The organism is Pseudoxanthomonas sp. F11, from assembly GCF_037046485.1.
Taxonomy (GTDB): domain Bacteria; phylum Pseudomonadota; class Gammaproteobacteria; order Xanthomonadales; family Xanthomonadaceae; genus Pseudoxanthomonas_A.
The window spans coordinates 283830-308504 of sequence record NZ_JBANLZ010000003.1 but is presented as its reverse complement, the minus strand read 5'-3'; the positions used below and the strand labels follow the sequence as shown (position 1 = coordinate 308504).

General features: G+C 68.6%; 19 protein-coding genes. 12 read left to right on the top strand and 7 right to left on the bottom strand.

Going from position 1 to position 24675, the window contains the following annotated elements:
• Window positions 1-19 precede the first annotated feature (19 nt).
• Together V8246_RS11930 and V8246_RS11925 are read left to right on the top strand one after the other, a co-directional pair.
• Entirely contained in the window at window positions 20-2089 is a 2070-nt protein-coding gene (locus V8246_RS11930) for a tetratricopeptide repeat protein (RefSeq protein WP_336189344.1), read from the top strand.
• 26 nt (window positions 2090-2115) lie between these two features.
• Window positions 2116-2730: a YbhB/YbcL family Raf kinase inhibitor-like protein gene (locus V8246_RS11925; protein WP_336189343.1), complete on the top strand. Its 615-nt coding sequence runs from the start codon at window positions 2116-2118 to the stop codon at window positions 2728-2730.
• Window positions 2731-2763: 33 nt separating this feature from the next.
• Here the strand turns inward: V8246_RS11925 and V8246_RS11920 are convergent, their stop codons facing one another.
• From V8246_RS11920 to V8246_RS11900, 5 genes are all read right to left on the bottom strand, one after another.
• Window positions 2764-4179, bottom strand: coding sequence for a hypothetical protein (locus tag V8246_RS11920; protein ID WP_336189342.1), 1416 nt, complete (start codon window positions 4177-4179; stop codon window positions 2764-2766).
• Between the two features lie 59 nt (window positions 4180-4238).
• On the bottom strand, window positions 4239-5057 hold the full coding sequence (locus V8246_RS11915) for an META and DUF4377 domain-containing protein (protein WP_336189341.1): 819 nt from the start codon (window positions 5055-5057) through the stop codon (window positions 4239-4241).
• A 70-nt stretch (window positions 5058-5127) separates the two neighbouring features.
• On the bottom strand, window positions 5128-5922 hold the full coding sequence (locus tag V8246_RS11910; protein WP_336189339.1) for an undecaprenyl-diphosphate phosphatase: 795 nt from the start codon (window positions 5920-5922) through the stop codon (window positions 5128-5130).
• Window positions 5923-6047: 125 nt separating this feature from the next.
• Window positions 6048-7670, bottom strand: coding sequence for an NAD(P)/FAD-dependent oxidoreductase (locus V8246_RS11905; RefSeq protein ID WP_336189338.1), 1623 nt, complete (start codon window positions 7668-7670; stop codon window positions 6048-6050).
• 47 nt (window positions 7671-7717) lie between these two features.
• On the bottom strand, window positions 7718-13615 hold the full coding sequence (locus V8246_RS11900; RefSeq protein WP_336189336.1) for a putative Ig domain-containing protein: 5898 nt from the start codon (window positions 13613-13615) through the stop codon (window positions 7718-7720).
• Window positions 13616-13891: 276 nt separating this feature from the next.
• Here V8246_RS11900 and V8246_RS11895 point away from each other — a divergent pair, with 276 nt between their 5' ends.
• The 4 genes from V8246_RS11895 to V8246_RS11880 all read left to right on the top strand — a co-directional run bounded on the left by V8246_RS11895 (window position 13892) and on the right by V8246_RS11880 (window position 16167).
• Window positions 13892-14434, top strand: coding sequence for a tail fiber protein (locus V8246_RS11895; protein ID WP_336189335.1), 543 nt, complete (start codon window positions 13892-13894; stop codon window positions 14432-14434).
• 36 nt (window positions 14435-14470) lie between these two features.
• The gene (locus tag V8246_RS11890; protein WP_336189334.1) at window positions 14471-15007 is read left to right on the top strand and encodes a tail fiber protein; all 537 of its coding nucleotides are present in this window, start codon (window positions 14471-14473) and stop codon (window positions 15005-15007) included.
• 64 nt (window positions 15008-15071) lie between these two features.
• On the top strand, window positions 15072-15611 hold the full coding sequence (locus V8246_RS11885; protein ID WP_336189333.1) for a tail fiber protein: 540 nt from the start codon (window positions 15072-15074) through the stop codon (window positions 15609-15611).
• A gap of 61 nt (window positions 15612-15672) precedes the next feature.
• Window positions 15673-16167: a GNAT family N-acetyltransferase gene (locus V8246_RS11880; protein WP_336189332.1), complete on the top strand. Its 495-nt coding sequence runs from the start codon at window positions 15673-15675 to the stop codon at window positions 16165-16167.
• On the opposite strand, the gene V8246_RS11875 is transcribed toward V8246_RS11880, so the two are convergent.
• A complete protein-coding gene (locus V8246_RS11875) occupies window positions 16160-16450 on the bottom strand; it encodes a hypothetical protein (protein WP_336189331.1) in 291 nt (96 codons plus the stop codon). The two genes, V8246_RS11880 and V8246_RS11875, sit on opposite strands and share 8 nt — an antisense overlap.
• Window positions 16451-16691: 241 nt before the next feature.
• Between V8246_RS11875 and glnA the strand changes: the two genes are divergently transcribed.
• The 6 genes from glnA to V8246_RS11845 all read left to right on the top strand — a co-directional run bounded on the left by glnA (window position 16692) and on the right by V8246_RS11845 (window position 23634).
• Complete coding sequence (gene glnA / locus V8246_RS11870) at window positions 16692-18101, top strand: type I glutamate--ammonia ligase (RefSeq protein WP_336189330.1); 1410 nt, start codon at window positions 16692-16694, stop codon at window positions 18099-18101.
• 432 nt (window positions 18102-18533) lie between these two features.
• A complete protein-coding gene (locus V8246_RS11865; RefSeq protein WP_055941078.1) occupies window positions 18534-18872 on the top strand; it encodes a P-II family nitrogen regulator in 339 nt (112 codons plus the stop codon).
• 16 nt (window positions 18873-18888) lie between these two features.
• A complete protein-coding gene (locus V8246_RS11860) occupies window positions 18889-20451 on the top strand; it encodes an ammonium transporter (RefSeq protein ID WP_336189329.1) in 1563 nt (520 codons plus the stop codon).
• A 36-nt stretch (window positions 20452-20487) separates the two neighbouring features.
• Window positions 20488-21564: an ATP-binding protein gene (locus tag V8246_RS11855; RefSeq protein WP_336189328.1), complete on the top strand. Its 1077-nt coding sequence runs from the start codon at window positions 20488-20490 to the stop codon at window positions 21562-21564.
• Window positions 21554-22990, top strand: a complete 1437-nt coding sequence (ntrC, locus tag V8246_RS11850) for a nitrogen regulation protein NR(I) (RefSeq protein ID WP_336189327.1) — start codon at window positions 21554-21556, stop codon at window positions 22988-22990. Before V8246_RS11855 ends, ntrC begins: the two co-directional genes overlap by 11 nt.
• 80 nt (window positions 22991-23070) lie before the next feature.
• Window positions 23071-23634, top strand: a complete 564-nt coding sequence (locus tag V8246_RS11845; protein ID WP_336189326.1) for a superoxide dismutase family protein — start codon at window positions 23071-23073, stop codon at window positions 23632-23634.
• Window positions 23635-23696: 62 nt separating this feature from the next.
• Here V8246_RS11845 and V8246_RS11840 read toward each other — a convergent pair whose 3' ends face one another.
• Entirely contained in the window at window positions 23697-24581 is an 885-nt protein-coding gene (locus tag V8246_RS11840) for a hypothetical protein (protein WP_336189325.1), read from the bottom strand.
• Between the last annotated feature and the right edge of the window lie 94 nt (window positions 24582-24675).

Sequence of the window (24675 nt, the reverse complement as noted above, 5' to 3'; positions counted from 1 at the left end):
GCCCGCAACCGGTAGTCCCATGTACGACCCGATCCTCAACGACCTCCGCCGTGGTGCGGTGGCCGACGCCCTGGCCGCGGCGGAAGCCCTGGCGGCCGAGCGCCCTGACGACGCCCAGGCGCTGCGCTGGCTTTCCGCCGCCCAGCTGCAGAGCGGCCAGGCCGATGCGGCGCTGGCCAGCATCGACCGCGCCATCGCGCTGGCGCCGGAAGACGCCGAACTCCATCTGGCACGCGCGGGCGTGCTGGTGGGCAGCAGGAAGCCTGATGAAGCGCGTGCCGCGCTGGACCAGGCCACCGGGCTGGACCCCAATCAGTTCAATGCCTATGTCGTGCAGGCCCAGCTGGCGCTGGGCCGCGGCGACCTGGACGAGGCGCAGCGGCTCAACCGGCTGGCGGCACGTGTGGCGCCCGAGCATCCGCGCCTGGCGTTCGTCGAGGGCATGGTGCTGTTGCGAAAAGGTGATGCGGAAGCTGCGCTGAAGCAGCTGTCGGCCGCGCTGCAGCGTGCGCCGGACGACCTGCAGCTGATGCACGCGCTCGGTTTCGTCTACATGGCGCGCGGTCACCTGGCGTTCGCGGAGCAGACGTTCCGCAATATCGCGGCGAAGGTCCCGGCCGCCACGGATCTAACCCTGCTCATCGCCAGCCTGGCGGGCCGTCAGGGGCGGCCGGAAGAGGCGCTCGAGCTGCTCGATCCGGTCCTCGCAGACGCACAGCGGGCGACTGCCGGCGTGCGCAGCCTCGCGGGCCGCCTGCACCTGCAGGCGGGCCGGCTGGAACAGGCGGCGCCCCTGCTGCAGGCCGCGCTTGCGGGAGGCGTGCAGGATCGCGAACTGCTCTCGTCCCTGCTGGAACTGTGGCACCGGCAGGGACGGTGCGAAGAAGGACGGCAGGCGCTGGAGGCATGCCTGGCATTCGCCTCGGGCAACGCCGATCTGTGGTTGGCACGTCTGGCGCTGGAGGACATCGGCAGCAGCGACGCCCTGGAGATATCCCGGCGCTGGGTGGAAGCCCAGCCGCAGTCGGTCAATGCCCTCGGAGGCAGGCTGGCGGCATTGGAGCACGCAGGCCGCCTGGACGAGGCGGACGCCATCGCCGACCGGATCGTGGCGTTGCAGCCGGGCCATGGTGCGGCGCAGGCGCGCAAGGTGAATGCGCTGGTGGCGCGCGATCCGGCCGCCGCCGTGACGCATGTCCAGGCACTGCTGGCGCAGGCACACGGTAGCGATGCGCGTGCACTGTTGTACGGTTGGCTGGGCATGGCGCAGGACCGCGCGGGGCAGGCCGCGGATGCCGTGGCCAGCTGGAGCGTGCGCGCACAGCACTCGCCTTCGTTGCCCTTGCCAATGCTCGGCCCGTCAGCGCAGGCCTGGCCTGCGCTGGCGGCCGTGCCGGAGGGAAACAACGAATGGCCGCTCCTGCTCTGGGGGCCACCGGGATCTGGGGTGGAGCGCATCGTCGCCGTACTCACGCAGGCCCGTGCGGCACTGCTTGCGGACCGTTTCGGCACGACGCCGCCGAAAGACCCACTGCAACCGTTCGCCACGGTGGAACAGCTGTTGTCCGGACAGGCCGACGCGGCGACGCTCGTGGCGAGCTGGCGCAGCACGCTGCCCGCGCGTGGCGCGCGCAGCGGCAACGTGATCGACTGGCTGGTGTGGTGGGACAACACGTTGCTGCAGGCGTTGCGTCCGCAGTTGCCGCAGGGACGTCTGCTGGCGATCCTGCGCGATCCGCGCGACATGCTGCTGGAATGGCTGGCATGGGGAACGCCGTCGATGATGGAGATCCCGTCCACGGAAGTGGCGGCCGCGTGGCTGGCCGGCGTGCTCGAGCACCTGGCCGGTCTGCTGGAACAGCAGTTGTATCCGGCCGTCGTCCTCCGTATCGATGGCATGGAGAACGATCCGCAACGCCTCGCATCGGCGCTGGGCCAGGCGCTGGGCGGTGCCCCCTTACCGGCGCCGGTGCGCGTGGGCAGCGTGGGCTTCCCGGCCGGTCACTGGCGCCAGTACGCGCAGGCCCTAGCCGGTCCGTTTGCCACTCTCACCCCGGTCGCCGTGAGCCTGGGGTATTCCGAGGCTTGATCATCCCCTTTCGACAGGAGCCGCACATGCGCCTTTGGAGCGACAGTTTCGAGAATGCCCGCCCGATCCCGTCGGAGTTCGCGATGGGGCAGCCGGACGGGTTCGCGCCCAACCGCAATCCGCATCTGGCGTGGTCCGACGTACCGGACGGCACGCGGTCGTTCGCGCTGCTCTGCATCGACCCGGATGCACCGACCGCTCCCGAAACGGTCGGTCGCGACGATGTGCAGATCCCGGTCGAACAGCCGCGTGCGCACTTCATCCACTGGGTGATGGCGGACATCGCTCCCGACGTGCGCACGATCGCCGCCGGCAGTTGCAGCGACGGCGTCACGGCGGGCGGCAAGCGGCAGCCGGCGGGCCCCCACGGCGCGCGCCAGGGACTGAACGACTACACCGGCTGGTTCGCGGGCGACGCGCAGATGGGCGGCGACTATTCCGGTTACGACGGCCCCTATCCGCCGTTCAACGACCTGCGCGTGCACCGCTACTTCTTCCGCCTGTTCGCGCTGGACGTGGCGGCCCTCGACCTGCCGGAGCGCTTCACCGCGGCGGATGTCGAACGCGCGATGCAGGGTCACGTACTGGCCGAAGCGGCGATCCACGGCACGTATACGCTGAATCCTGCGCTGCGCGGCTGAAGCGGAAGAACGTCGGCCGCGCGTGCGGGAGCGTCAGTGCGCTTCCCGCCATCGCACGGCGCCTTGATCATCGATGACGAGGCAAGGACCGGTCGCCGGGCATTCGCGTGCGACGCCGATGGTCTGCAACGGAACATCGAGACGCCATGCCAGGCCCCATGCGCCGATGGCGTAGAAGCGCTGCTCGTCCGCGACGCTGACATGCAGGGGCAGGGCCGGCGGGGGCTGGCGTTCGAGCGCCTGCAAGGTCGCTTCCGCCCAGCGGGCGCGACCGATCAGGCCGGGATGGTCGAGACGCCGTGTGCCTTCGACGGCGATCGATGAGGACAGCACGAGCAGCGCCGCGACGGCGAGCGCGCGCGGCGTGTCGACGATGCAGCGCGCCATCGCGATGAGCGGCAGGACCACGGCGACGGCGGCGTAGTACTCGTAGCTGTTCCATGCGAACAGGAAATAGGGGGCGTAAGCCAGCACCGCGAAGGCCGGCAGTGCCAGCCATTGCCGCGGCGCCAGTGCGGCGCGGCAGCGCCAGAACGCGAGAACCCAGGCGGCCAGCATCGGCAGCGCCGTCGCGGCGATCCATGCCAGGCCCGCCAGCCGGTCGCCCGCGACCGCCATGCGCATGGCTTCACGCGGGACATTCAGCAGCCATGCCGCAAACGAAGCCATGTTGCGCAGCACATGGGCGCCCAGGCCCAGCTCGTAGGCGGCATCGGTGTCTGCGGTGAATCGTGCGCGCAGCACCAGCCATGCAAGCACGACGACGACAGTGGTCAGCCAGGTGGCGATCTCGCCCTTGAAGGGGTGGCGAAGGCCGACGAACATGGCCACGACCAACATCAGTCCCGGTGTGAGGGCGGCGGACTCCTTGCAGAGCAGGGCCAGGATCAACAGCACCGGCACCGACGCGAGCAGGGCGACGCGCGTGATGCCGCGGACATGGCGCGCGCTGACCCACGCGGCCAGCGCAAGCGTGGTGAACAGGGTCAGCAGGGCGGTGTTGGCGGCGGCGACCCAATGCACCGGCAGCAGGTGCATCGTCAACGCAGCGTAGGCGACGCCGGCGAGTGCGGCGATCCTGCCGGCATCGGTCCAGGCGCAGGCGTGTGCCACGCGATGCGCCAACAGTGCCACGCCCGACGACGCCGACACGTGCAACGCCAGATTCACCCCGTGCGCCGCAAAGGCATTGCCGTGCAGCACGGCATCGACGAAGCGCCAGTAGGCCTCCTGCGAGAGCGGGCGCCAGAAGCGCACCGGCGAGGCGGGCCAAAAATCCGACCACCACGGCGCACCGGATGCATTGGTCGCGTGCGCGCCGTACAGGAAGACGTAGTCGTCGCCCCAGAAAGGCGTCCACAGCGCCGGCACCCAGAGGGCGAGCGCCGCGACGCCCAACAGAGAGACGGCGAGCCAGGAGAGGGTCGCATTCCGTGCGAAAGGCTTCATCGGGTTTGTGGGCTACGGTGGCGCGCCACTATAACGGCGACGCGCCACCGCCGACGGCATCACTTCTTCTCGTTCGCCGACTCCACCACCATGTCCAGTACGTAGGCGCTGGACGATGCGTCGGCAGGCGGGTTCTTCACGGTGTAGCGGTCCACGCGCAGCACGTTGCGGATGCCGGGCTCGTGCGTGTAACCCTCGATGCTGTCGTAGAAGTGCTGGAACGCGCCGGGCGTACCGACCTTCAGGCCCTTGTCGCCGTACTGGATCTCACGCACCTGCAGGCATTGCTTGTCGGGAATCAGCGGGTGGCTGCAGGGCTTGGTCTCGGCCGCCACTTCCAGGAAAACGCGCTCGCCGGGGCCGCCGTAGCGGGTTTCGGCGGTGGGGTCGCCGGTGAACACGAGGGTGTCGCCGGTCGCCGTGGTCAGCGTCAGCCGGGCCGCATCCTCCTGCGTCGCAGCGAGCTTCAGCGTTCCTTCCAGCCGCTTGCTCACTTCCTGGTCCAGTGCCATCAAGGCGCTGTCGGTGCAGGCCATCAGGGTGGACGCCAGGCGTCCGATGGTGAGGCTGGCATCCGACAGGGTGTAGCTGCCCCCCATGCGGTTGCAGGTGTTGGATACGCCCAGCCGGCCGTCCCTGAAGTCGAGCTGCACGGGCTTGTCGGCGCGTACGAACAAGGCCTCGATGCGCTTGCCCTGCGCGTCGTTCGCGTCCGTGAGTCGCCAGTGGTATTGGCGGAGCAGCGCCGGGGCGTCGATGGATGGCGCAGGTGTTTCAGGGGTGGGGGCGGATACCGGCGCCGGGGCGGCGGCCTGTTCGGCCGGCTTGGGGCAGCCGGCCAGGGCCAGGGGAAGGGCAAGCAGCAGCAGTCGTTTCATGGCGTCCTCCTTCAGGGGTGGCTTATGCAAACGCGCGAGGGGTCGGAACGGGGTGAAACCCGGCCCGGGCTCAGCTGCCGGCCGGCATCAGCAACAGCAGCAAGGCGCCCAGCACGATGCGGTAGAGCGCGAATCCGGTAAAGCGGTGCGCCTTGATGAAGCCCAGCAGCCACTTCACCACCACGAAACCGGTGGCGGTGGCGGCGACGAAAGCCAGGGCCACCTCGCCCCAGTTCTCGCTGCCCAGCGCGTCGTCCTTCACCAGTTCCAGGAACGCGTAACCGCTGGCCGCGAACATGGTGGGGATGCCGACCAGGAACACGAATTCCGCTGCCGACGAGCGTCGGCTGGTGCCCGCCAGCATCGCCATGAAGATGGCCGCCGCCGAGCGCGAGGTGCCGGGAAAGATCCCGGCCACCACCTGCGCCAGGCCCACCAGCACCGCCACCTTCCAGGTGATGGTGGCAACATCGCCGCGCTTTTCGGCGAAGTGCTCTGCCGCCAGCATCCACACGCCGCCCAGAATCAAGGCCCATGCCACGGGGGTGACGGTCTCCGGCAATTCCCAGCCCGCCAGCCGCACCGGCAAGCCGACCAGGGCGGTCACCAGGAAGGCGACCGCCAGCTTCAGCGCATAGTCGCGGGTGGCGTCATCGCGCCAGCCGGTGGCCAGTTCCCAGATGCGGCGGCGGAACACCAGCGTGGTGGCGAGGATCGCGCCGGCCTGGATGACGATGTTGAAGAAGTCCGAGCGCGGGCCCAGCCAGTGCTGCGCGATCAGCAGGTGACCGGTGCTGGAGATGGGCAGGAATTCGGTCAGGCCTTCGAGGATGCCGAGCAGCAGCGCGGCGAGCAGGTCGGTCATGGGCGGGCTTCGGACGGGAGACGGTCAGGATAACGGAAAGCCCTCCGTCCCCTGTGGGGAGATCGTCCTCCCCCGCTGCAAAGACGGCGGCCGGGGCACTGGCCGCCCTCTGCGTGCCGCCGGCCTCAGCCGCCGCGGAACAGCGTGCTGGCCTCGCTGGCCGCACGCAGGCCCGACAGCACGGCGCCTTCCATGAAGCCCTGCCATTCGTAGAAGCTGCTGGTGTGGTCGCCGGCGAACAGCAGGTTGTCCACGGCGCCGGCTTCTGCGTGCGCGATGCGGGTGAAGTAGCCCGGCTGCGGCCGCGGGAAGGCGCCGCGGCTGTTGGGATCGGCGCTCCAGTTCTGGCTGGTGGCGAGGATCCTGCCGCGGCGATCGCGCGAGACCGCCTGCATCGCGCCGGGCAGCACTTCTTCCAACGAGGCCACGAAGCCCACCGCATCCATCTGCAGGCTGGCGGGCAGCAGGCTGCGTGCAGCCTGGCCGCCTACCTGGTGCGCGATGACGGCACCGGCACGACCGGCACGCGAAGGGTTGGTTTCCCACGCGTTCTGCAGGTTCGGCAGGTCCGCTTTGCCGCTGCCGCTGGCGCCGGCTTCGCGCCAGTACGGGCGCGAGAACCCGACCAGCAGCCGGCTGCTGTCGCCCATCTCCGATTTGTCGATCGCCTGGCGCTTCCACGCCGACATCTCCACGCCACGCATTTCCACCTCGCGCAGCACGCTGAAAGGCATCGCCAGCACCACGGCGTCGAAATCGCGCTGCACGTACTTGCCGCGCAGGTCGAACGTCAGCCGCACCGTGCCGCCCAGACGGCGGGTCACGGCCACCAGGCGGTGGCCCAGCTGCACCGGCTGCGGCAGTGTCTGCGCCAGTCCGGCCGCGATCAGGTCGTTGCCACCGACCACGCGCAGCGACTCGCCTGCGCCCTGCAGGGCGAACGTGCTGCGACGGTCGCCGTACACGAAGCGCAGGAACGCCAGCGCGCTGACTTCGTCCAGGTCGCTGCCGAACTCGCCGAGGAAGGCGTTGCCCAGCACGCTGCGCAAGAGGCCGCTGGCGCCGTACAGCGTGAGGTATTCATCCAGCGTCATGAAGTCGAGCGCTTCGGCGCGCGCACAGAAGCGCTCCGCGTGCGGCGCGCCCAGCGGCTCCAGGTCTTGGCGGATGAAGTCGGCGAACGCACGGAACTCGTCCGCGATCTCCGCTTCGGTATGGCGCTGGCCGGCGAAGTGGTGGAAGGCGCTGCGGCCAGGGTGGCCGTCGACCGTCTCCAGCGGCAGGCCCAGTGCGCGCGCATAGCCCAGCATGGCGTGATGGGAGCTGCCGATGAACTCGGCGCCGCGTTCGGCCACCTGTCCCGGAAACACGTTGCGCGCCGACCAGCAGCGGCCGCCGACCCGCTGCGACGCCTCGAACACGCTCGCCGGTACGCCAAGACGGATCAGTTCCGTCGCGCAGGCCAATCCGGCCAGGCCCGCGCCCACGACGGCCACGCCGCGCGTGTGGGTCAGCCGCGCGTATACCGCGCGTGCGTCCCGCGCGGTGGCGGCGAGCAGGGGCGGGGCCATCGCACCGAGCCCCGCCGCGGCCACGCCGCCGACGGCCGCCTGCATCAGGCGGCGGCGGTCCTGGCTGTCCGGCGCGCCGCGCGCGACGGCTTCGCCCACCTCGTCGCCGGTGCGCGCGCATGCCTGGCCGATGCGGGCCAATCGCAGTACCTGGGCCATCCAGTCAGAGCGTGTCATGTCCGTCTATTCCTTGGTCAGGGTTTCGCGGGCCGGTGCGCTCAGCATCACCGGCCTGCCTGGAACATCAACTGCAGGGCGTTGTCGCGTTGGTCGCTGCTGCCCACCACGCCGCGGTAGTCGACCTGCAGTGAATACGCGCCGAAGTCGAACAGCACGCCCAGCCCCAGCATGAACCGGCTGCGGTCGTAGCCACTGACCGAGGTCGCATAGGTCGGGCCCAGCAGGTCGGCGTACTGCATGAACGTGCGGCTGTCCGCCGTGAAGTCGTGCTGGTATTCCAAGCGCGCCTGCGGCGAGAACGCACCCCAGGTCGCGTTGCGGCGGAACGCCATGCGCAGGCCGATGTTGCCGGTGGTGGTGTCCACGTCCTGTTGGCCGTAGGTCAGCGCATGGATGGCGTCGCCACGCTCCGTGTACGGATCCAGCGTGGCCCGCATCGCGTCCACGCGCGCATAGGGCGTCAGCTGGGCGGCACCACGCGTGAGGTCGGTACCGATGGACAGCGACGCGAACCACTGGTCGCCATCGCGCGAACCGCGGACACGGCCGTCATTGGCGGTGACGAAGCGTTCCAGGTCGTACGACAGGCGCTGGTAGCCCAGCAGGCCATCAACGAACAGGCGCTCACCGGGGTGATAGCTGCCGTACATCGCCAGCGTCCACGCCTTGCCCTCGAGCTGGGTGCCGTTGTTGCCGATCGTCGTGCTGTCCTGGCCGTAACCGAAGCCCAGGCCCGCCACGAAGTCCGGATGGAAGCGGCGGTCGGCGCCGGCGCTCACGCCTTCGGTTTCGAAATCCAGGCTGTTGCGGCCCGCGCGTCCGTCGAAATTGCCCGAGCGCAGCGTGCCACCGGTCCAGAACCCGAATGCGGCGGCATCCGCCTGCGATGCGGTTCCTTCCTCATCCGGACTGGCGCCGCCGGACAGGCGCTGCTCGCCCGTCGCAGTCTGCCTGGCATCGGCAGCGCGCGCGCTGGCGCCGCAGGCATCCAGGTCCGTGTAGGCACGGTTGTCCTGGCACCGTTCGCGGGTGGTGAACGACACGCCGTTGCGCATGCCGTCCGCCGTCGCGCCGCCATGCAACTGCTCCAGGCGCTGCTGGAAGTTGGCGATCTGGCCGGCGGCGAAGCGACGCGTCGCTTCGGCCTGCGCCTCCAGCAATCCGCGCACTTCCGCGTCACGCGTCGGGTCGGGACGCGCGATCACGGTGAGCGCATAGGTCCGCGTGCCGCTGAAACCCAGCGCGTCGGTGGCGCGGATGGTCACCTCGAAGCTGCCGGTCGCGGTCGGCGTGCCCGACAGCGCACCCTCGGCCGTCAGCGTCATGCCGGTCGGCAGCGTGCCCGCATCCAGCGTGAACGTGTACGGCGCGGTGCCACCGCGGGCGGAGAGTGCCTGGGTGTACGCGACCGACTGCAGCGCGGTCGGCAGCGTGTCGGGGTCCACCACGATCGTCGGGGCCGAAACGGCCAGCGTGTATGCGCGCGTTGCGGTCGCTGCGGTGCCGGCTGTGCTGTCGGTGGCGGTGATGCTGAAGTCGAAGCTGCCCGCCTGCGTCGGCGTGCCTGCAAGCTGGCCGGTGGAGACGTCCAACGTCAGGCCTGTCGGCAACGTGCCCGCACTCAGTGTGTACTGGTAGGGAGCGACACCTCCCGTGGCAACGAAGGCCTGCGTATAGGTCACGCCGGCAGTCGCGCCCTGCACCGTTTCCGGCGACAGCGAGAGCGTGGGCACCAGGACCGTCAGCGAATACGTGGCCGTCACGGTGCCGGGGGTGCCGCCGGTGCTGTCCGTGGCCATCACGTCGAACGTGAAGGTGCCTGACTCGGTCGGTGTACCGGTGAACATCAGGGTGGCGGGATTGAAGCTGATGCCCGTCGGGAGCGCGCCGCTGAGGGTCGCCGTGTAGGGCGCGATACCGCCGCTCACCACCAGCGACTGGCTGAATGCCACGCCGGCCGTAGCGTTGGGCAACGCACCGCCGCCGGGCGCCAGCGTGAGCGTGGGTTGTGCAACCTCGAGCGTATACGCGCCGGTCACGGCCTGACCGTACGTGTCCGTGGCCGTGATGGACAGGTTGAACGTCCCCGCTTCGGTCGGGGTGCCCGAGAGCGTGCCCGAACCGGTCAACGTCAGTCCGGCCGGCAGGGTGCCGGCGGAGAGCGCGAACGAATAAGGAGCAACGCCTCCACTGGCCGACAACGCCTGGGTATACACCGTGCCCGCGGTCGAGGCGGGCAGCGTCGCGGGCGTCAACGTCAAGGTCGGGGCTGCCACCTCCAGCGTGTACGCGCGGCTGGTGGTGAAAGGAGCGCCGACACCGCTCGCGCCCGCATCGGTGGCGGTGATCGTGAAGCTGTAGCTGCCGGGCGCCGTGGGCGTGCCGGAAAGGGTAGCGCCGCTCAGGCTCACACCTGCCGGCAGCGTGCCGCTCACGGCATAGGTGTAGGGGCCCACGCCGCCTGTGGTCGAGAACGTCTGGGTGAATGCCGCCGCGTAGGTGGCGTTCAGTGCCGGTGACGCGGGCGCCAGCGTCAGTACAGGGCCGGATACCGTGAGCGCGAAGCCCTGGCCGACCGTGTACGGACCGTTGCCCGTGCTGCCGTCGGTCGCCGACACGTTGAGGTTGAACGTGCCGGCCTGCGTTGGCGTGCCCGAGACCGTCACGGTGTTGGCGGTAGTGCCGGTGATCGCCAGGCCGGCCGGCAGGTTGGTGACCTGGTAACCGCTCCACGGCGATGTGCCGCCGTTGAAGCTGAAGGTCTGCGTGTACGGCGCGGCCACCGTGGCGGCGAAGCCGCCGGCGGCGGTGATGGTGATCACCGCATCCTGCACGGTCACGCTCACGGTCGCGGGCGCGGACGCGCCGCCACTGTTGGTCGCGGTGTAGGTGAAGCTGTCAGGCCCGGCGTACCCGGCATTCGGCTGGTAGGTGATGGTGGTGCCGCTGACGATGGCGGTACCGTTCACCGGCGGCGTGGCGATGGCCAGCGACGTGGGCGCACCGCCGCTGAGCGTCAGCGGCACGTTCGTGGCGGGGGCGTTGTAGGCCACCGTCAGCGACGAGTTGCCACCCGTCGGCGCCTCATCGATCACCGTGATCGCGTAAGCCTGGGTGGCGGTGTACGGTCCCGTGCCGGTACTGCTGTCCGTGGCGGTGATGCTGAAGTTGAAGGTGCCCAGCGCGCTCGGCGTGCCGGTGATGGCGCCGGTCGACGCATTGAGCGTCAGGCCGCCCGGCAGTGCGCCGGCGGTGACGGCATACGAATAGGGAGCCGTGCCGCCCGAGGCCGGGGTGATCGCGGCCGAGTACGCCGCGCCCAGCGTGCCGCCGGCCAGTGGGGTCGCCGGCAGCGCGATGGTCGGTGCGGCGAGGGTCAGCGTGTACGCCTGGCTGCCCGAGAACGGACCGGGGAACGCACTGCCGTCGGTCGCGGTGACGGTGAAGTTGAACGTGCCGCCGGCGCTGGGCGTACCCGTCAGCGCGCCGCCGGGCGACAGCGTCAAGCCGGCAGGCAGGGCGCCCGCGGTGACCGCGAAACCGTAAGGACCGGTGCCGCCGCTGGCCGTGATCGTCTGGCTGTAAGCGGTGGCCACGGTGCCATTGGGCAGCGTGCCCGGGCTGACCGTCACCGGGACATCGTCGTTGGTGATCGTGCCCACGCCTTGGTTGTCGCTGATCGTCGCGTTGATCGCACCGCTGAGGTTGACGAAGAAGGTTTCGTTGGCCTCCGGCACTGTCTCGCCGATCACCGGCACGGTGAGCGTGCGCGTGGTCTGGCCCGGCGTGAAGGTCAGGCTGCCGGAGGTGCTGGTGTAGTCCGCCGGCTGGGTCGCGGTGCCGTCGGCCGTCGCATAGTTGACCGACACCGTCTGCCCGCTGGCGGCGCTCAGGGTAAGGGTGAATACGGCGTTGACGGTGCCGGCATTGCCTTCGACCACGCTGACATCGTCGATCGACAGGCTCGGCTGCGGATCGTCGTTGACGATGGTGCCCACGCCCTGGCCGTCCACGACCACGGCGTTCACCACGTTGGTGACGTTGACGAAGAAGGTTTTATTGGGCTCGTTGGCGGTGTCGCCATTGACCTGCACCGTGAAGGTGTAGGTGCTGCTGCCGGCGGGGATGGTCTGGCCGGTCAGGCTGCTGGCCACGTAGTCGAGGCCGGCGATGGCGGAGTTGTTGACGGTGGCGATGTCGAACGTCACGCCGCCCGGACCTGCCGGCGCGCTCAGGCTGACCGTGAAGGTGAAGTTGGTGATGCCGGCATTGCCTTCGTTCGCCGTGACGTCGTTGATCGCCAGGTTCGGCAAATCATCGTTGAGGATCGTGCCGGTGGCGCTGTTGGGCACGCCGACGGTATAGCCGGCACCGGCATTCAGGGTCAGGATGACGGTTTCGTTGGTTTCGATGGTGGCATCGGCGGTCGGGTTGACCGTGATCGTGCCGGTGGTGTTGCCCGCCGGAATGACCAGCGGCGAGGCGATCGTCGCGTAGTCGGTGCCGTTGGTCGCGGTGCCGCCGATGGCGTAGCCGATGGAGAGCGCGGAGAAGGACGCCTGGTTCAGGGTGACCGTGTAAACGAGGTTCGGCGCACCGTCTTCCGCGACATTCAGCGGCGTCACGCTGATCGTTGCGCTCGGCACGTCGTCGTTGAGGATGGTGCCGGTCGCGCTGGCCGGCACGCCGACGGTATAGCCGGTGCCGGCGGCGACCGTCAGGGTGACGGTTTCATCGGCTTCGATGGTGCCGTCGACGGTCGGGTCGATGGTGATCGTCGCGGTGGTCGCATCGGCGGGAATCGTCACCGTCGCGACATTGCCGGTGTAATCGGCGCCTGCAGTCGCCGTGCCGGAGGTGCTGATGTTGACCACCGTGGGCGAGGACAGGCTCAGGCTGCGCGTGACCGTGTAGGTCAGGTTGGTCGCGCCGTCTTCGCTGACGCTGGCCGGCGATACCTCGATCCTGACGTTCGGAGCGGCGCTGACGGTCAGGGTGTAGTTCTCGACCTCGAAGTAGGTGCCCGGACCGGTGCTGCTGTCGGTCACCCGTATCGTGACCGGGTAGTTGCCGGGTGCGGCCGAGGTGGTGCCGCTGACCACACCGCCGCTGGAGAGCGTGATGCCGGCGGGAAAGCTGCCGGTCTCCAGCGCATACGTATGGGGCGCCACGCCACCGCTGGTCGACAGCGTCTGCGAGAACGGCGCGCCCTGGACGGCGGTGCCGGACGGCGTGGACAGCGTCAACGTGGGGTTCTGGACCGTTCCCGTGTAGCCCTTGTCCACGAACTGTGGGGTCGGAGAGGTGGAATCGGTCGAGCGGACACTGAACGAATAGGCGCCGCGCTGGGTGGGCGTGCCGCTGAGCACGCCGCCGCTGGTCAGGCTGACGCCGACGGGCAATACGCCGCTCTGCAGGCTGTAGGTGTACGGCGCCAGGCCGCCGCTGGACGACAGCGTCTGTGAGAATGCCGTGCCCGCGGTGAGCGTAGGCAGAGCCGCCGGCGACACCGTGATCGGCGAGGCCGACGGAGTGATCGTGATCGTTACCTGTACATCGCCATCGCCGTTCAAGGACCCGTCGGCGAATTCGAAGACATCGGTCGAGCCGATGCCGGTCGAGCCGTTGTGGCTGTAATCGAGGAACCATCCGCCGGCCGTCTGGCGCAGCGTGGCGGTACCGTGATCCTCGAAATCCCCAGGGCCGAAGCTGCCGCCATCGATGGCGCCGATACCACCGAAGCCGCTGTCGAACTCGCAATCGCTGACATCGATCGTCACCGTGCCGCCGCTGGTGACCGTCGCCGTCTGGGGCGGGCATTCGGCGGAGGAATGTTGCGCGAGGGCGGTGCCCGGCGACAGCAGGCCAAGACCGGCCAGCAGGCACGTGGTCACCATCAGCCGTGCGCGGCGCACGGCGTCAGCTCGAACGATCGACATCATGTTGTTCCCCTAGAAAACGCGGACCGCGGTATCGCCCCCGACAGGGCGCGCGTGCGACTGCATGCGTTGCGATGAAGACATGGAATCCTGGCGCGCCGCGTTCCCACAGGGTGCAGCGGGCCTCTCCCCTACCCTATTGGAGCAGATCACGTCCACCGGCGGAAGGGGAAGTTGTGGAATCGGTCACTGAAGGGCTTGCCCGGTTGCCGGTTCGCGGTCACAGTACGCCCCAGCGACGCATCGGGGCGTTGCGCTCACCACCTGGGGAAAGGGTTCATGAGCGAGTTCTTCATCGGCCAGATCATGATGGCCGGTTTCAATTTCGCGCCCAAGTATTGGGCCCTGGCCAATGGCCAGCTGCTGCCGATCAACCAGAACCAGGCGTTGTTCTCGCTGCTGGGCACCCAGTACGGCGGCAACGGCACCACCAACTTCGCACTGCCCGACCTGCGCAGCCGAACGCCGATCGGTTATGCCTCCTCGGTGGATCCCAGCTGGCAGCCGCCGTCGGTCCAGATCGGCCAATCCTCCGGCGTGGAGAACGTCACCCTGCTGAGCACCAACCTGCCCAGCCACACGCACTCGGTCAACAGCACCACCACCAACGGCAACAACCGCTCGCCGGCTGGAAGACTGTTCGCCACCAGCGCGGGCAGCGGCACGCCGCCAAACCTCTACGCGACCCCGGGCGCCCTGGTGCCGCAGCATCCGCAGACGGTGGCGCCGTCCGGGGGCAATCAGCCGCATCCCAACCTGCAGCCCTACAGCGTCATCAATTTCTGCATTGCGCTGAGCGGCATCTTCCCTTCGCGCAACTGAGCCGAACGCGATGCGTCCTACGGCATTGGAGCATTCATGAGCACTCCCTACATCGGCGAGATCCGCATGTTCGGATTCGGTACCCGCGGTGCGCCGACCGGCTGGCAGGCGTGCGATGGCAGCCTGCTGCCCATTTCGCAGTACGACGTCCTGTTCGCACTGTTGGGGACCACCTACGGCGGCGACGGGCAGACTACCTTCGCCGTGCCCGACCTGCGTGGCCGCGTACCGATCCACCAAGGCCAGGGACCAGGACTGAGCAACTACGTCATCGGCCAGCGTGCGGGCACGGAAACGGTGACCGTACTGCCCACGCAGATGCCCGCACATACCCACACGCTGGCGGTCACGTCGTCGGCGGCGACCGCGGCGTCTCCGGGGGGCGGCCTGATGCCCGGAGCGTTGAGTGGCGAAACCTTCTATGTGTCCGATATCGCCGGCGCCACGCCGGTGGCGATGTCCACCCAGTCGGTGTCGCTGAGCGGCGGAAGCCAGCCTCATGAGAACTGCATGCCCACGCTGACGGTGCAGTACTGCATCGCCACCGAAGGCGTCTTTCCCAGCCAGGCGTGATATCTGTCGTGTCCTTCTTCATCGGCACGCATGTGCGCGTGCCCCATGTTCCTGGAGCTGCACCGTGACCCAGCCTTTCATCGGCGAAATCCAGCTGTTCGGTTTCAACTTCAATCCCATGGGCTGGGCATACTGCAACGGTGCCACGCTGCCTATCGCGCAGAACACGGCGCTGTTCTCGCTGATCGGCACGCTCTACGGCGGCAACGGGCAGACGACCTACCAGCTGCCCAACTTCGCGGGCCGCGCAGGCTGCCAGCAGGGCAACGGGCCGGGCCTGTCGCCGCGCAGCCTGGCCCAAAGCTTCGGTGCGAACACCGTGACGCTGACCAGCAACCAGATTCCTCAGCATTCGCACGGAATCAACGCCTACCTGCAGAGCGATGCCGGCAAGCGCGCCGGCACTCCCGTCGCCAACGGAGGCCTCTCGCAGCCCGGCAACACCGCCAACAAACCATTTTTCGCCGGCACCCCCAACACCACGTTCGCGCCCGGCATGCTGCAGGCCTCCATCGGCGGCGGGCAGCCACACCAGAACCAGCAGCCGTACCTCGGCGTCAACTTCTGCATTGCGCTGCAGGGTGTCTATCCCTCTTTCCCCTGAGTACGCCATGCGTCCGGGCTTTCCGCCCGAACCCACGCAGTCTTTGTGGACGCCGGACGCTTTGACAGCACGGGGTGAACGCCTGCGCTGGCTCACTGCGCAGGACCTGCCCTGGCTGCGCGAGCTCTACGGCGGCACGCGTGAGGACGAAATGGCGGCGGTGCCGTGGACACCGGCGCAGAAGCGCCACTTCCTCGACCAGCAGTTCGACGCCCAGCACCGGCACTACCTGCAGCGCTACGGCAACGCGGACTTCCTGGCCGTCTGCGACCTCGGCGACCGGCCCCTGGGCCGTCTCTACCTGCAGCGCACCACGCCCGCCCACCTGATCGTCGATGTCAGCCTGTTTCCCCATGCGCGCGGCCAAGGCTTGGGGACGGCACTGATCGCGGCGATCCAGCGGCAGGCAACGGCGCAGGGTTGCGGCGTCATGCTGCATGTGCTGCAACAGAACCGGCGTGCCCGCCGTCTTTACGAGCGCCTCGGCTTCGTGGCGGGCGAGGACCGGTCCTCGCCCTACCTGCGGATGGACTGGGAACCGGCGCGCGTCAGTTGAAAACGGCCTGGTAAAGGAATCCGCTTTTGTCCTGGGCGACCGGCACCAGGAAGATGTCGACGCCGCCCAGGCGCGGGTGCTGCATCCGGTACGTCTGCTGGGGAAACAGCAGGGCCGAATCGTTGTGGAACACCAGCGAGAACGGCGCGCGCTGCCCATCCGGTCCGGCGTTCGGCAGCGGGAGCGCTTCCACCAGCACGAAGGCGATCTGCATGCCCTGCAGGTCCGCCGAGAAGGTCTCGTGGAGGCAGCCGGCGAACTGGTCGAGGGAAAGCAGGTCCATGGAGGAAGGGCAGAAGGCGGCTGCGCATCCTCCCCGCAAGCTCCGATCGAGGCAATACCCGACGACAGTCATGCATCGCACCAACTGAGTGCGACTTGTCCGAATGGCGCCCCAAGTTGGGGATGACTCTCACGAGACTATCTTGTCACGATCAAGTAAATCAGTGACTTAGGGTTGGCCTGGGGTTGGCACGGGGATTGCTCTAACCCGTCACAACCCTTATCCAACCCGAGGTTCCGAGATGTCCCTGGACAACGTTGAGAAGCTGATCAAGGACCACAAGGTCGAGTTCGTCGACCTGCGTTTCGTCGACATGCGCGGCATCGAGCAGCACGTCACCTTCCCGGTCGGCATCGTGGACGCGTCGCTGTTCGAGGACGGCAAGATGTTCGACGGTTCGTCGATCTCGGGATGGAAGGGCATCAACGAATCGGACATGGTGCTGCTGCCCGACCCGACCTCGGCCTACATCGACCCGTTCTACGCCGACCCGACCCTGGTGCTGGTCTGCGACATCCTGGATCCGGCCACCATGCAGGGCTACTCGCGCGATCCGCGCGGCATCGCCAAGCGTGCCGAGGCCTATTTGAAGTCCAGCGGCGTGGCCGATCTGGCGTTCTTCGGTCCGGAACCCGAGTTCTTCATCTTCGATTCGGTGCAGTTCGCCAACGAGATGGGCAACACCTTCTTCAAGGTCAATTCCGAGGAAGGCGCCTGGAATAGCGGCAAGAGCTACGACGGCGCCAACAGCGGCTACCGTCCCGGCATCAAGGGCGGCTATTTCCCGGTGCCGCCGACCGATTCACTGCACGACCTGCGCGCCGAGATGTGCAAGACGCTGGAACAGGTCGGCATCGAGGTCGAAGTGCACCACCATGAAGTCGCCACCGCCGGCCAGTGCGAGATCGGCGCCAAGTTCAACACCCTGGTCAAGAAGGCCGACGAACTGCAGCGCATGAAGTACGTGGTGCGCAACGTGGCCCACCGCAACGGCAAGACCGTCACCTTCATGCCCAAGCCGATCGTCGGCGACAACGGCAGCGGCATGCACGTGCACCAGTCGCTGGCCAAGGGCGGCCAGAACCTGTTCTCCGGCGACGGCTACGGTGGCCTGTCGCAGCTGGCGCTGTGGTACATCGGCGGCATCTTCAAGCACGCCCGTGCGATCAACGCCTTCTCCAACTCGGGCACCAACAGCTACAAGCGCCTGGTGCCGGGCTTCGAGGCGCCGGTCATGCTGGCCTACTCGGCGCGCAACCGTTCGGCGTCGTGCCGCATCCCGTGGGTGGCCAACCCGAAGGCGCGCCGCATCGAGATGCGCTTCCCCGATCCGCTGCAGTCCGGCTACCTGACCTTCACCGCGCTGATGATGGCCGGCCTGGACGGCATCAAGAACCAGATCGATCCGGGCGCGCCGAGCGACAAGGACCTGTACGACCTGCCGCCGGAAGAAGAGAAGAACATCCCGCAGGTCTGCTCCAGCCTGGACCAGGCGCTGGACGCGCTGGACAAGGACCGCGACTTCCTCAAGGCCGGCGGCGTGATGAGCGACGACTTCATCGATGCCTACATCGCGCTGAAGATGCAGGAAGTGACCAAGTTCCGCGCGGCCACGCACCCGCTGGAATACCAGCTGTACTACGCCAGCTGATGCCGGCGCACGCGCACATCGCCATGCACGCGGAGGGCCAGGCATCGGCCCACCGCACTGCAGCGGCAGCGCACTGAGTTCTCGCGGCGATGGCGACGGATCTCCCCTCCCACCCGTCGCCATCGCCGCACCTTCTCCGACGCATCGCGCTGCGATGCGTCGGCCCGGTTGGGGAACCGGGGCAACACCCGTCTTCGATTCCTGGAGATCGCACCAACGCTGCAACTGGGGAAACACAGGAGAGGTCCATGAACCGCTGCTCCCTCCCACGTCATCCGTTCCCGTCGCAACCGATCGCGGCGGGCACGGGTGCGGTTCATGCATCGCTCCGCACCGATCACGTGCACGCCGCCAGGGGGTCGCGCGCACGGGTGCCTTGAAACCGCCGGCCGGCTCCGGTCGGCCGGTTCCATCCACCATCGGGGTATGCGCATGAAACTGATCACCGCCATCATCCGGCCGTTCAAGCTCGACGAGGTCCGAGAGTCCTTGTCGCAGGCGGGCGTGTCCGGCATCACCGTGACCGAAGTGAAAGGCTTCGGCCGGCAGAAGGGCCACACCGAGCTGTACCGCGGCGCCGAGTACGTCGTCGATTTCCTGCCCAAGATCAAGATCGAGACCGTCGTCACCGACGAGCGACTGGAGGCCGTCATCGAGGCCATCCAGCAGGCCGCCGGCACCGGCAAGATCGGCGACGGCAAGATCTTCGTCACCACCATCGACCAGGTCATCCGCATCCGCACCGGCGAAGTCGGCGCGGACGCGCTCTAACACTCGGAGCCCCCACATGAAGACTCGACTGTTCTCCGGGTGGAAGACCCGTGCGCAGATGTTGTGCCTGGCCGCGTTGTGCGGCCTGATGACGGCAGGTGTGGCCTCGACGGCGTTCGCCGCGCAGGACACTGTCGCTCCAACGACCGAAGCACCCGCCAGCGACGCCGCGCCTGCGCCGGTCGAAGCCGCCGCACCTGCGGAAACCGTGGCGGCCCCGGCTGAGGCGCCCGCCGAAGAAGCTCCGGCCGAGGAGGCGCCGGCCCCGACCATCAGTAAGCCCGACACCGTGTGGGTGCTGGTATCGGCGGTACTGGTGATCTTCATGACGCTGCCGGGCCTGGCGCTGTTCTATGGCGGTCTGGTGCGTTCGAAGAACGTGCTGTCGATCCTGATCCAGAACCTGGCCGTGTTCTCGCTGGTGGCGGTGCTGTGGGCGGTGTACGGCTACAGCTTCGCATTCACCGAGGGCAACGCCTTCATCGGCGGCACCGATCGCCTGTTCGCGGCGGGCCTGAATGCATCGTCCATCGGCGCGACGTTCACTAAGGGCGTCTACATTCCGGAACTGGCGTTCTTCGTGTTCCAGGGCGCCTTCGCCTGCATCACCTGCGCGCTGATCGTCGGTGCGTTCGCTGAGCGCGTGAAGTTTGCCGGCGTGATGCTGTTCACCGTGCTGTGGTTCACCTTCGCCTACCTGCCGATGGCGCACATGGTGTGGTTCTTCCCCGGTCCGGACGCGTTCACCAGCAACGAAGTGGTGCCGGAAGTGCTGGCCAAGTCGGGCTACCTGTGGGCGAAGGGTGCGCTGGACTTCGCCGGCGGCACCGTCGTGCACATCAACGCGGCGATCGCCGGTCTGGTGGGTGCGTACGTGATCGGCAAGCGCACCGGCTACGGGCGTGAAGCCATCAAGCCGCACAACCTGACCCTGACCATGGTCGGCGCCTCGATCCTCTGGGTGGGCTGGTTCGGCTTCAACGCCGGTTCCGCGCTGGAAGCTGGTGGCGTGGCCGCGATCGCCTTCGTCAACACCTTCCTGGCCACGGCCGCGGCAGTGGTGGCGTGGCTGCTGGTGGAGTGGATCACCAAGGGCAAGCCGTCGCTCCTGGGTGCGGCTTCGGGCGCGGTGGCCGGCCTGGTCGCCATCACCCCGGCCGCGGGCCTGGTGGGCCTGAACGGCGCGTTGGCCATCGGCGCCATCGCCGGCGTCCTGTGTCTGTGGGGCGTCAGCGGCCTGAAGAAGATGCTGGGTGCGGACGACAGCTTGGACGTATTCGGCGTGCATGGCGTGGGCGGCATCACCGGCGCGCTGCTGACCGGCGTGTTCGCGGCGCCCTCCCTGGGTGGCGCAGGCATCTGGGACTACGTCACCGAGACCGGCGTGGCCGAGTATTCCATCGGCTCGCAGGTGTGGGTACAGGCGCAGGGCGTGCTGATCACGGTGGTGCTGTCCAGCGTGGTGGCGCTGGTGTCGTACCTGATCGTGAAGTACACGGTCGGTCTGCGCGTGCCTGAAGAGGCCGAGCGCGAGGGTCTGGACATCACCTCCCACGGCGAATCGGCCTACGAGGCCTGAGGGATCCCGGGGACGGCTTTGCACTAAACTGGTGCAATGTCGTCCCCGACCCCGTCCCGCATGCATTCCGAACCCGCCACCGACGCGCTCAGCACGCCGGTGGCGTGGGCGGATACCGATGGCCTGATCCGCGGCCTCAATCCGGCCTTCGCCCGCTGGCTGGGCGTCAGTACCCGCCGCCTGATCGGGCAACCGCTGGCGGCCCTGGAGATCGAAGGCGACGCCATGGCGCGCTTCCTGGACAACACCGACCGCGACGTCCTGCGCCTGCATCGCATGGCCTTGGGCATGCCTGGCGAGTCGCCGTGCTTTGCCGAAGGCTGGCTGTCGCGGCTGGACGGCGGCGGCTGGCTGCTGGAAGCGCATCCGGTGGACGAGTTCCCCGCGCTGGATCCCACCCAGGTCCTGCCCAATGCCCTGAGCGCCGCGCTGAAGGGGCTGGCGCACGAGCTGCGCAATCCGCTGGCCGGCCTGAAGGGCGCGGCGCAGTTGCTGGCGCGCCGGGCCGCCCATCGCAACGACAACGACGACGAGCGCGAGCTGATCGAACTGATCGAATCCGAGATCAACCGCCTCAACAGTTTGCTGGAACAGCTGCTGTCGCCTTCGCCACAGCGTCCGCACGCACCGCTGAACATCCACACCGTGCTGGAGCGCGTGCTGCGCCTGGCCGAAAATGAAGGCGGCTGGTCGGTGCGCCTGCAGCGCGATTACGACCCCAGCCTGCCGGAACTGTCCGGCGATGCCGACCGCCTGACCCAGGCGGTCTGGAACCTGGTGCGCAACGCCCTGCAGGCGGGCGCCGCCAACATCATCCTGCGCACCCGTGTCGAACACGGCGCGCGCATCCACGACCATCTGCACGCCATGGCGCTGCGGGTGGAGATCGTCGACGACGGCCGCGGCGTGCCCGAAGCGCTCGCCGAGCACCTGTTCCTGCCGCTGGTCAGCGGCCGTGCCGAAGGCAGCGGCCTGGGCCTGGCGCTGTCGCAGCAGGTGGCGCGCGAACACCGGGGGTCGCTGACCTACCGCTCGCGCCCCGGCCATACGGTCTTCACCCTGCTGCTGCCGCAGTCGTCGCACGACCCCGACGAGGAACGTCATGTCCACTGATCGCCTGGCCGCTTCCGGCAGCACCGCCGACACACGCCGCATCTGGGTGGTCGACGACGACCGCTCGGTACGCTTCGTGCTGGCCACTGCCCTGCGCGATGCGGGCTACACGGTGGACGGCTTCGACAGCGCCGCCGCCGCCCTGCAGGCCCTGGGTGCGCGCGGTGCGCCCGACCTGCTGTTCACCGATGTGCGCATGCCCGGCGACGACGGCCTGGTGCTGCTGGACAAGCTGAAGGCCACGCACCCGCAGCTGCCGGTGATCGTGATGTCGGCGTACACCGACGTCGCCAGCACCGCCGGCGCGTTCCGCGGTGGCGCGCATGAATTCCTGTCCAAGCCGTTCGACCTGGACGATGCCGTGGCGCTGGCCGCGCGCACCTTGCCGGACGCCGAAGAAGCCGCCGAGGCCGCACAGGACAGCGATGCTGCGCCCACGCCCCAGCTGATCGGCGACACGCCGGCGATGCGCGCTCTGTTCCGCGCGATTGGCCGCCTGGCGCAGGCGCCGCTGTCGGTACTGATCACCGGCGAGACCGGCACCGGCAAGGAACTGGTCGCGCATGCGCTGCACCACGAGTCGCCGCGTTCGCGCAAGCCGTTCGTCGCACTGAACACCGCCGCGATTCCGTCGGAGCTGCTGGAGAGCGAACTGTTCGGCCACGAAGCCGGCGCCTTCACCGGTGCGCAGAAGCGCCACATCGGCCGCTTCGAGCAGGCCGATGGCGGCACCCTGTTCCTGGACGAGATCGGCGACATGCCGCTGCCGCTGCAGACGCGGCTGCTGCGGGTACTGGCGGAGGGTGAGTTCTTCCGCGTAGGCGGGCGCGAATTGATCCGCGTGGACGTGCGCGTCATCGCCGCCACCCACCAGGACCTGGACGGCCTGGTGGCCGAGGGCCGTTTCCGCGCCGATCTGCTGCACCGCCTCAATGTCGTGCGGCTGCAGCTTCCTCCGTTGCGCGAGCGCCGCGCCGACGTGCCGCAGCTGGCGGAGAACTTCCTGGCCATGGCCACGCGCAAGCTGGACATCGCGCCCAAACGCTTCAGCCATGCTGCGCTGGACCTGCTGCAGGCCCACGACTGGCCGGGCAACGTGCGCGAGCTGGAGAATGTCTGCTGGCGTCTGGCGGCGTTGGCGCCGGCGGATGTCATCAACACCACCGACCTGCAGGGTGCGCTGTCGCACGCGCCGCTGGCCGGCGGTCGCGGCGAATGGGACCACGCCCTGGGCGAATGGGCGCGCCGGCGCCTGCTGGAGGGCGCCGAATCGCTGCATGCCGAAGCGCGTGAGCGGCTCGACCGGACGCTGCTGCAGGTCGCGCTGGAACTGACCCACGGACGCCGCGCGGAAGCCGCGGCCCGCCTTGGCGTGGGCAGGAACACCGTCACCCGCAAGCTGGGGCCCGGGCGCAAGCGCGGATGAGTGCGCGGCGCCGTTTTCATTGAACGTGAAGGAAGCGGTGGTTACGTTAGCGGGCCACGCCCTGCAACAGGAGTTTCCCCATGCGCATCGCCCTGCTGGCTGCCGCGTCCACCCTCGTCCTCGCCGCCTGCGGCACCACGTCCTCCGCGCCCAAGGCGCGGACGCCGGACGTTCCCACCACCAGCACCGCCAGGCAGGCGGTCGCGGTGCTGGCCTCGGCGTCCGGCAGCCTGGTCAGCGGCAGCGTCACGCTCACGCCCATGGGCAAGGGCCTGCACCTGACCGGTGAGATAGGTGGCCTGCCGGCGAACGGTACGCACGCATTCCATATCCATGAGAAGGGCGACTGCAGCGCCGCCGACGCCAGCAGCGCCGGTCCGCACTTCAATCCGTTCAACACCGCGCATGGCAAGGCGGGCAGCGGCGCGCACCATGCCGGCGACATGAACAACCTGACCGCCAACGCCGAGGGCGTGGCCAAGGTCGACGCACACATCGAAGGCGTCACCCTGGGCGGCGGCGCCATCAACGACGTGGCCGGGCGCGCGCTGATCGTGCACGCCGCCCCGGACGACTACGCCAGCCAGCCGGCCGGCAACGCCGGTGCGCGCGTGGCCTGCGGCCTCATCAAGGTCACGCAATAACACCGACCCGCAATCGCAGGAGCGGCGGTGCCGCTCCTGCCTTAGCGTGCGCATGGCGCACGCTACGACTGCAGCGTTTCCCGCGCGTCGGTCTTGCCCGGGCAATGCGCGAACGTCACCGGGATGCCGTGCGCTTCCAGCACGGCCGCGATCTGCTGCTGGCGCGCCTGGAAGTGCTGGTAGGCGCGTTCCAGCCGCTCGTCGGTCGCTTCCTGCGGCGCGTAACGCGCGCGCCAGGCCATCGGTTCGAACAGCGCGATGTGCACTTCGCCATGGGCATAGCGCAGCAGCGGCTCCGGCGGCGCATCCAGCCACTGCTCTTCCGCCGGCGCCATCAGGGCGGTCTCGATCACGGGCCACAATGCGCCCAGCCCGCCGTGTTCGTACTGCATGGCTGTCATCGCGGCCAGGTCATGCAGGGTCATATAACGCGCATGTTCGATCCGCGCGCCAAACGCGTTCTGCGTCAGCAGGGCGGTGTCCGCCTGGGCCATGCCGGTCTCCAGCAGCACGGTCTCCAATCGTTCGCCCACGGCCTCGACCGTAGGGTCGTCGCCGGCCAGCAGGAAGGGCACCACGCGCAGCAGGCCGCCGCGCAGGCCCTCATCGGCCTGCAGCGGCAGGGGGATGTCGCCCGTCTCATCGGCGCCGAAGGCGATCACGCGGGGACCTTCGCCCCGTCCGGGCGCACGCTGGTGCAGCTCGCGCAGACGCTGGTGCAGCGACCAGCCGGGTCGCAACGCTTCGGCCGGATCGAAATGCGCTGCGGCCACGACGAGATCCAGGTCACGAACCTGAGGAGCATGCGCGGCCAGGTCGCGCCCCAGCATGCCGGCCAGTGCACTCGCCTCGGCGGCGGGCAGGGCCGCGTGGCGCGGGGTGCTGCCGGCCATCAGTTCCAGGGCCATCACGCCCATGACGACGGGGCCGGTTGGGGATCGAGTCATGTCAGCGGTTGGAGGCGGTGGAGGGGCGCATTACACTCCCCCATTATGCCTGCCGTACGCAGGCGCATCTTCACCCCTCCCTTCATCGCCAACG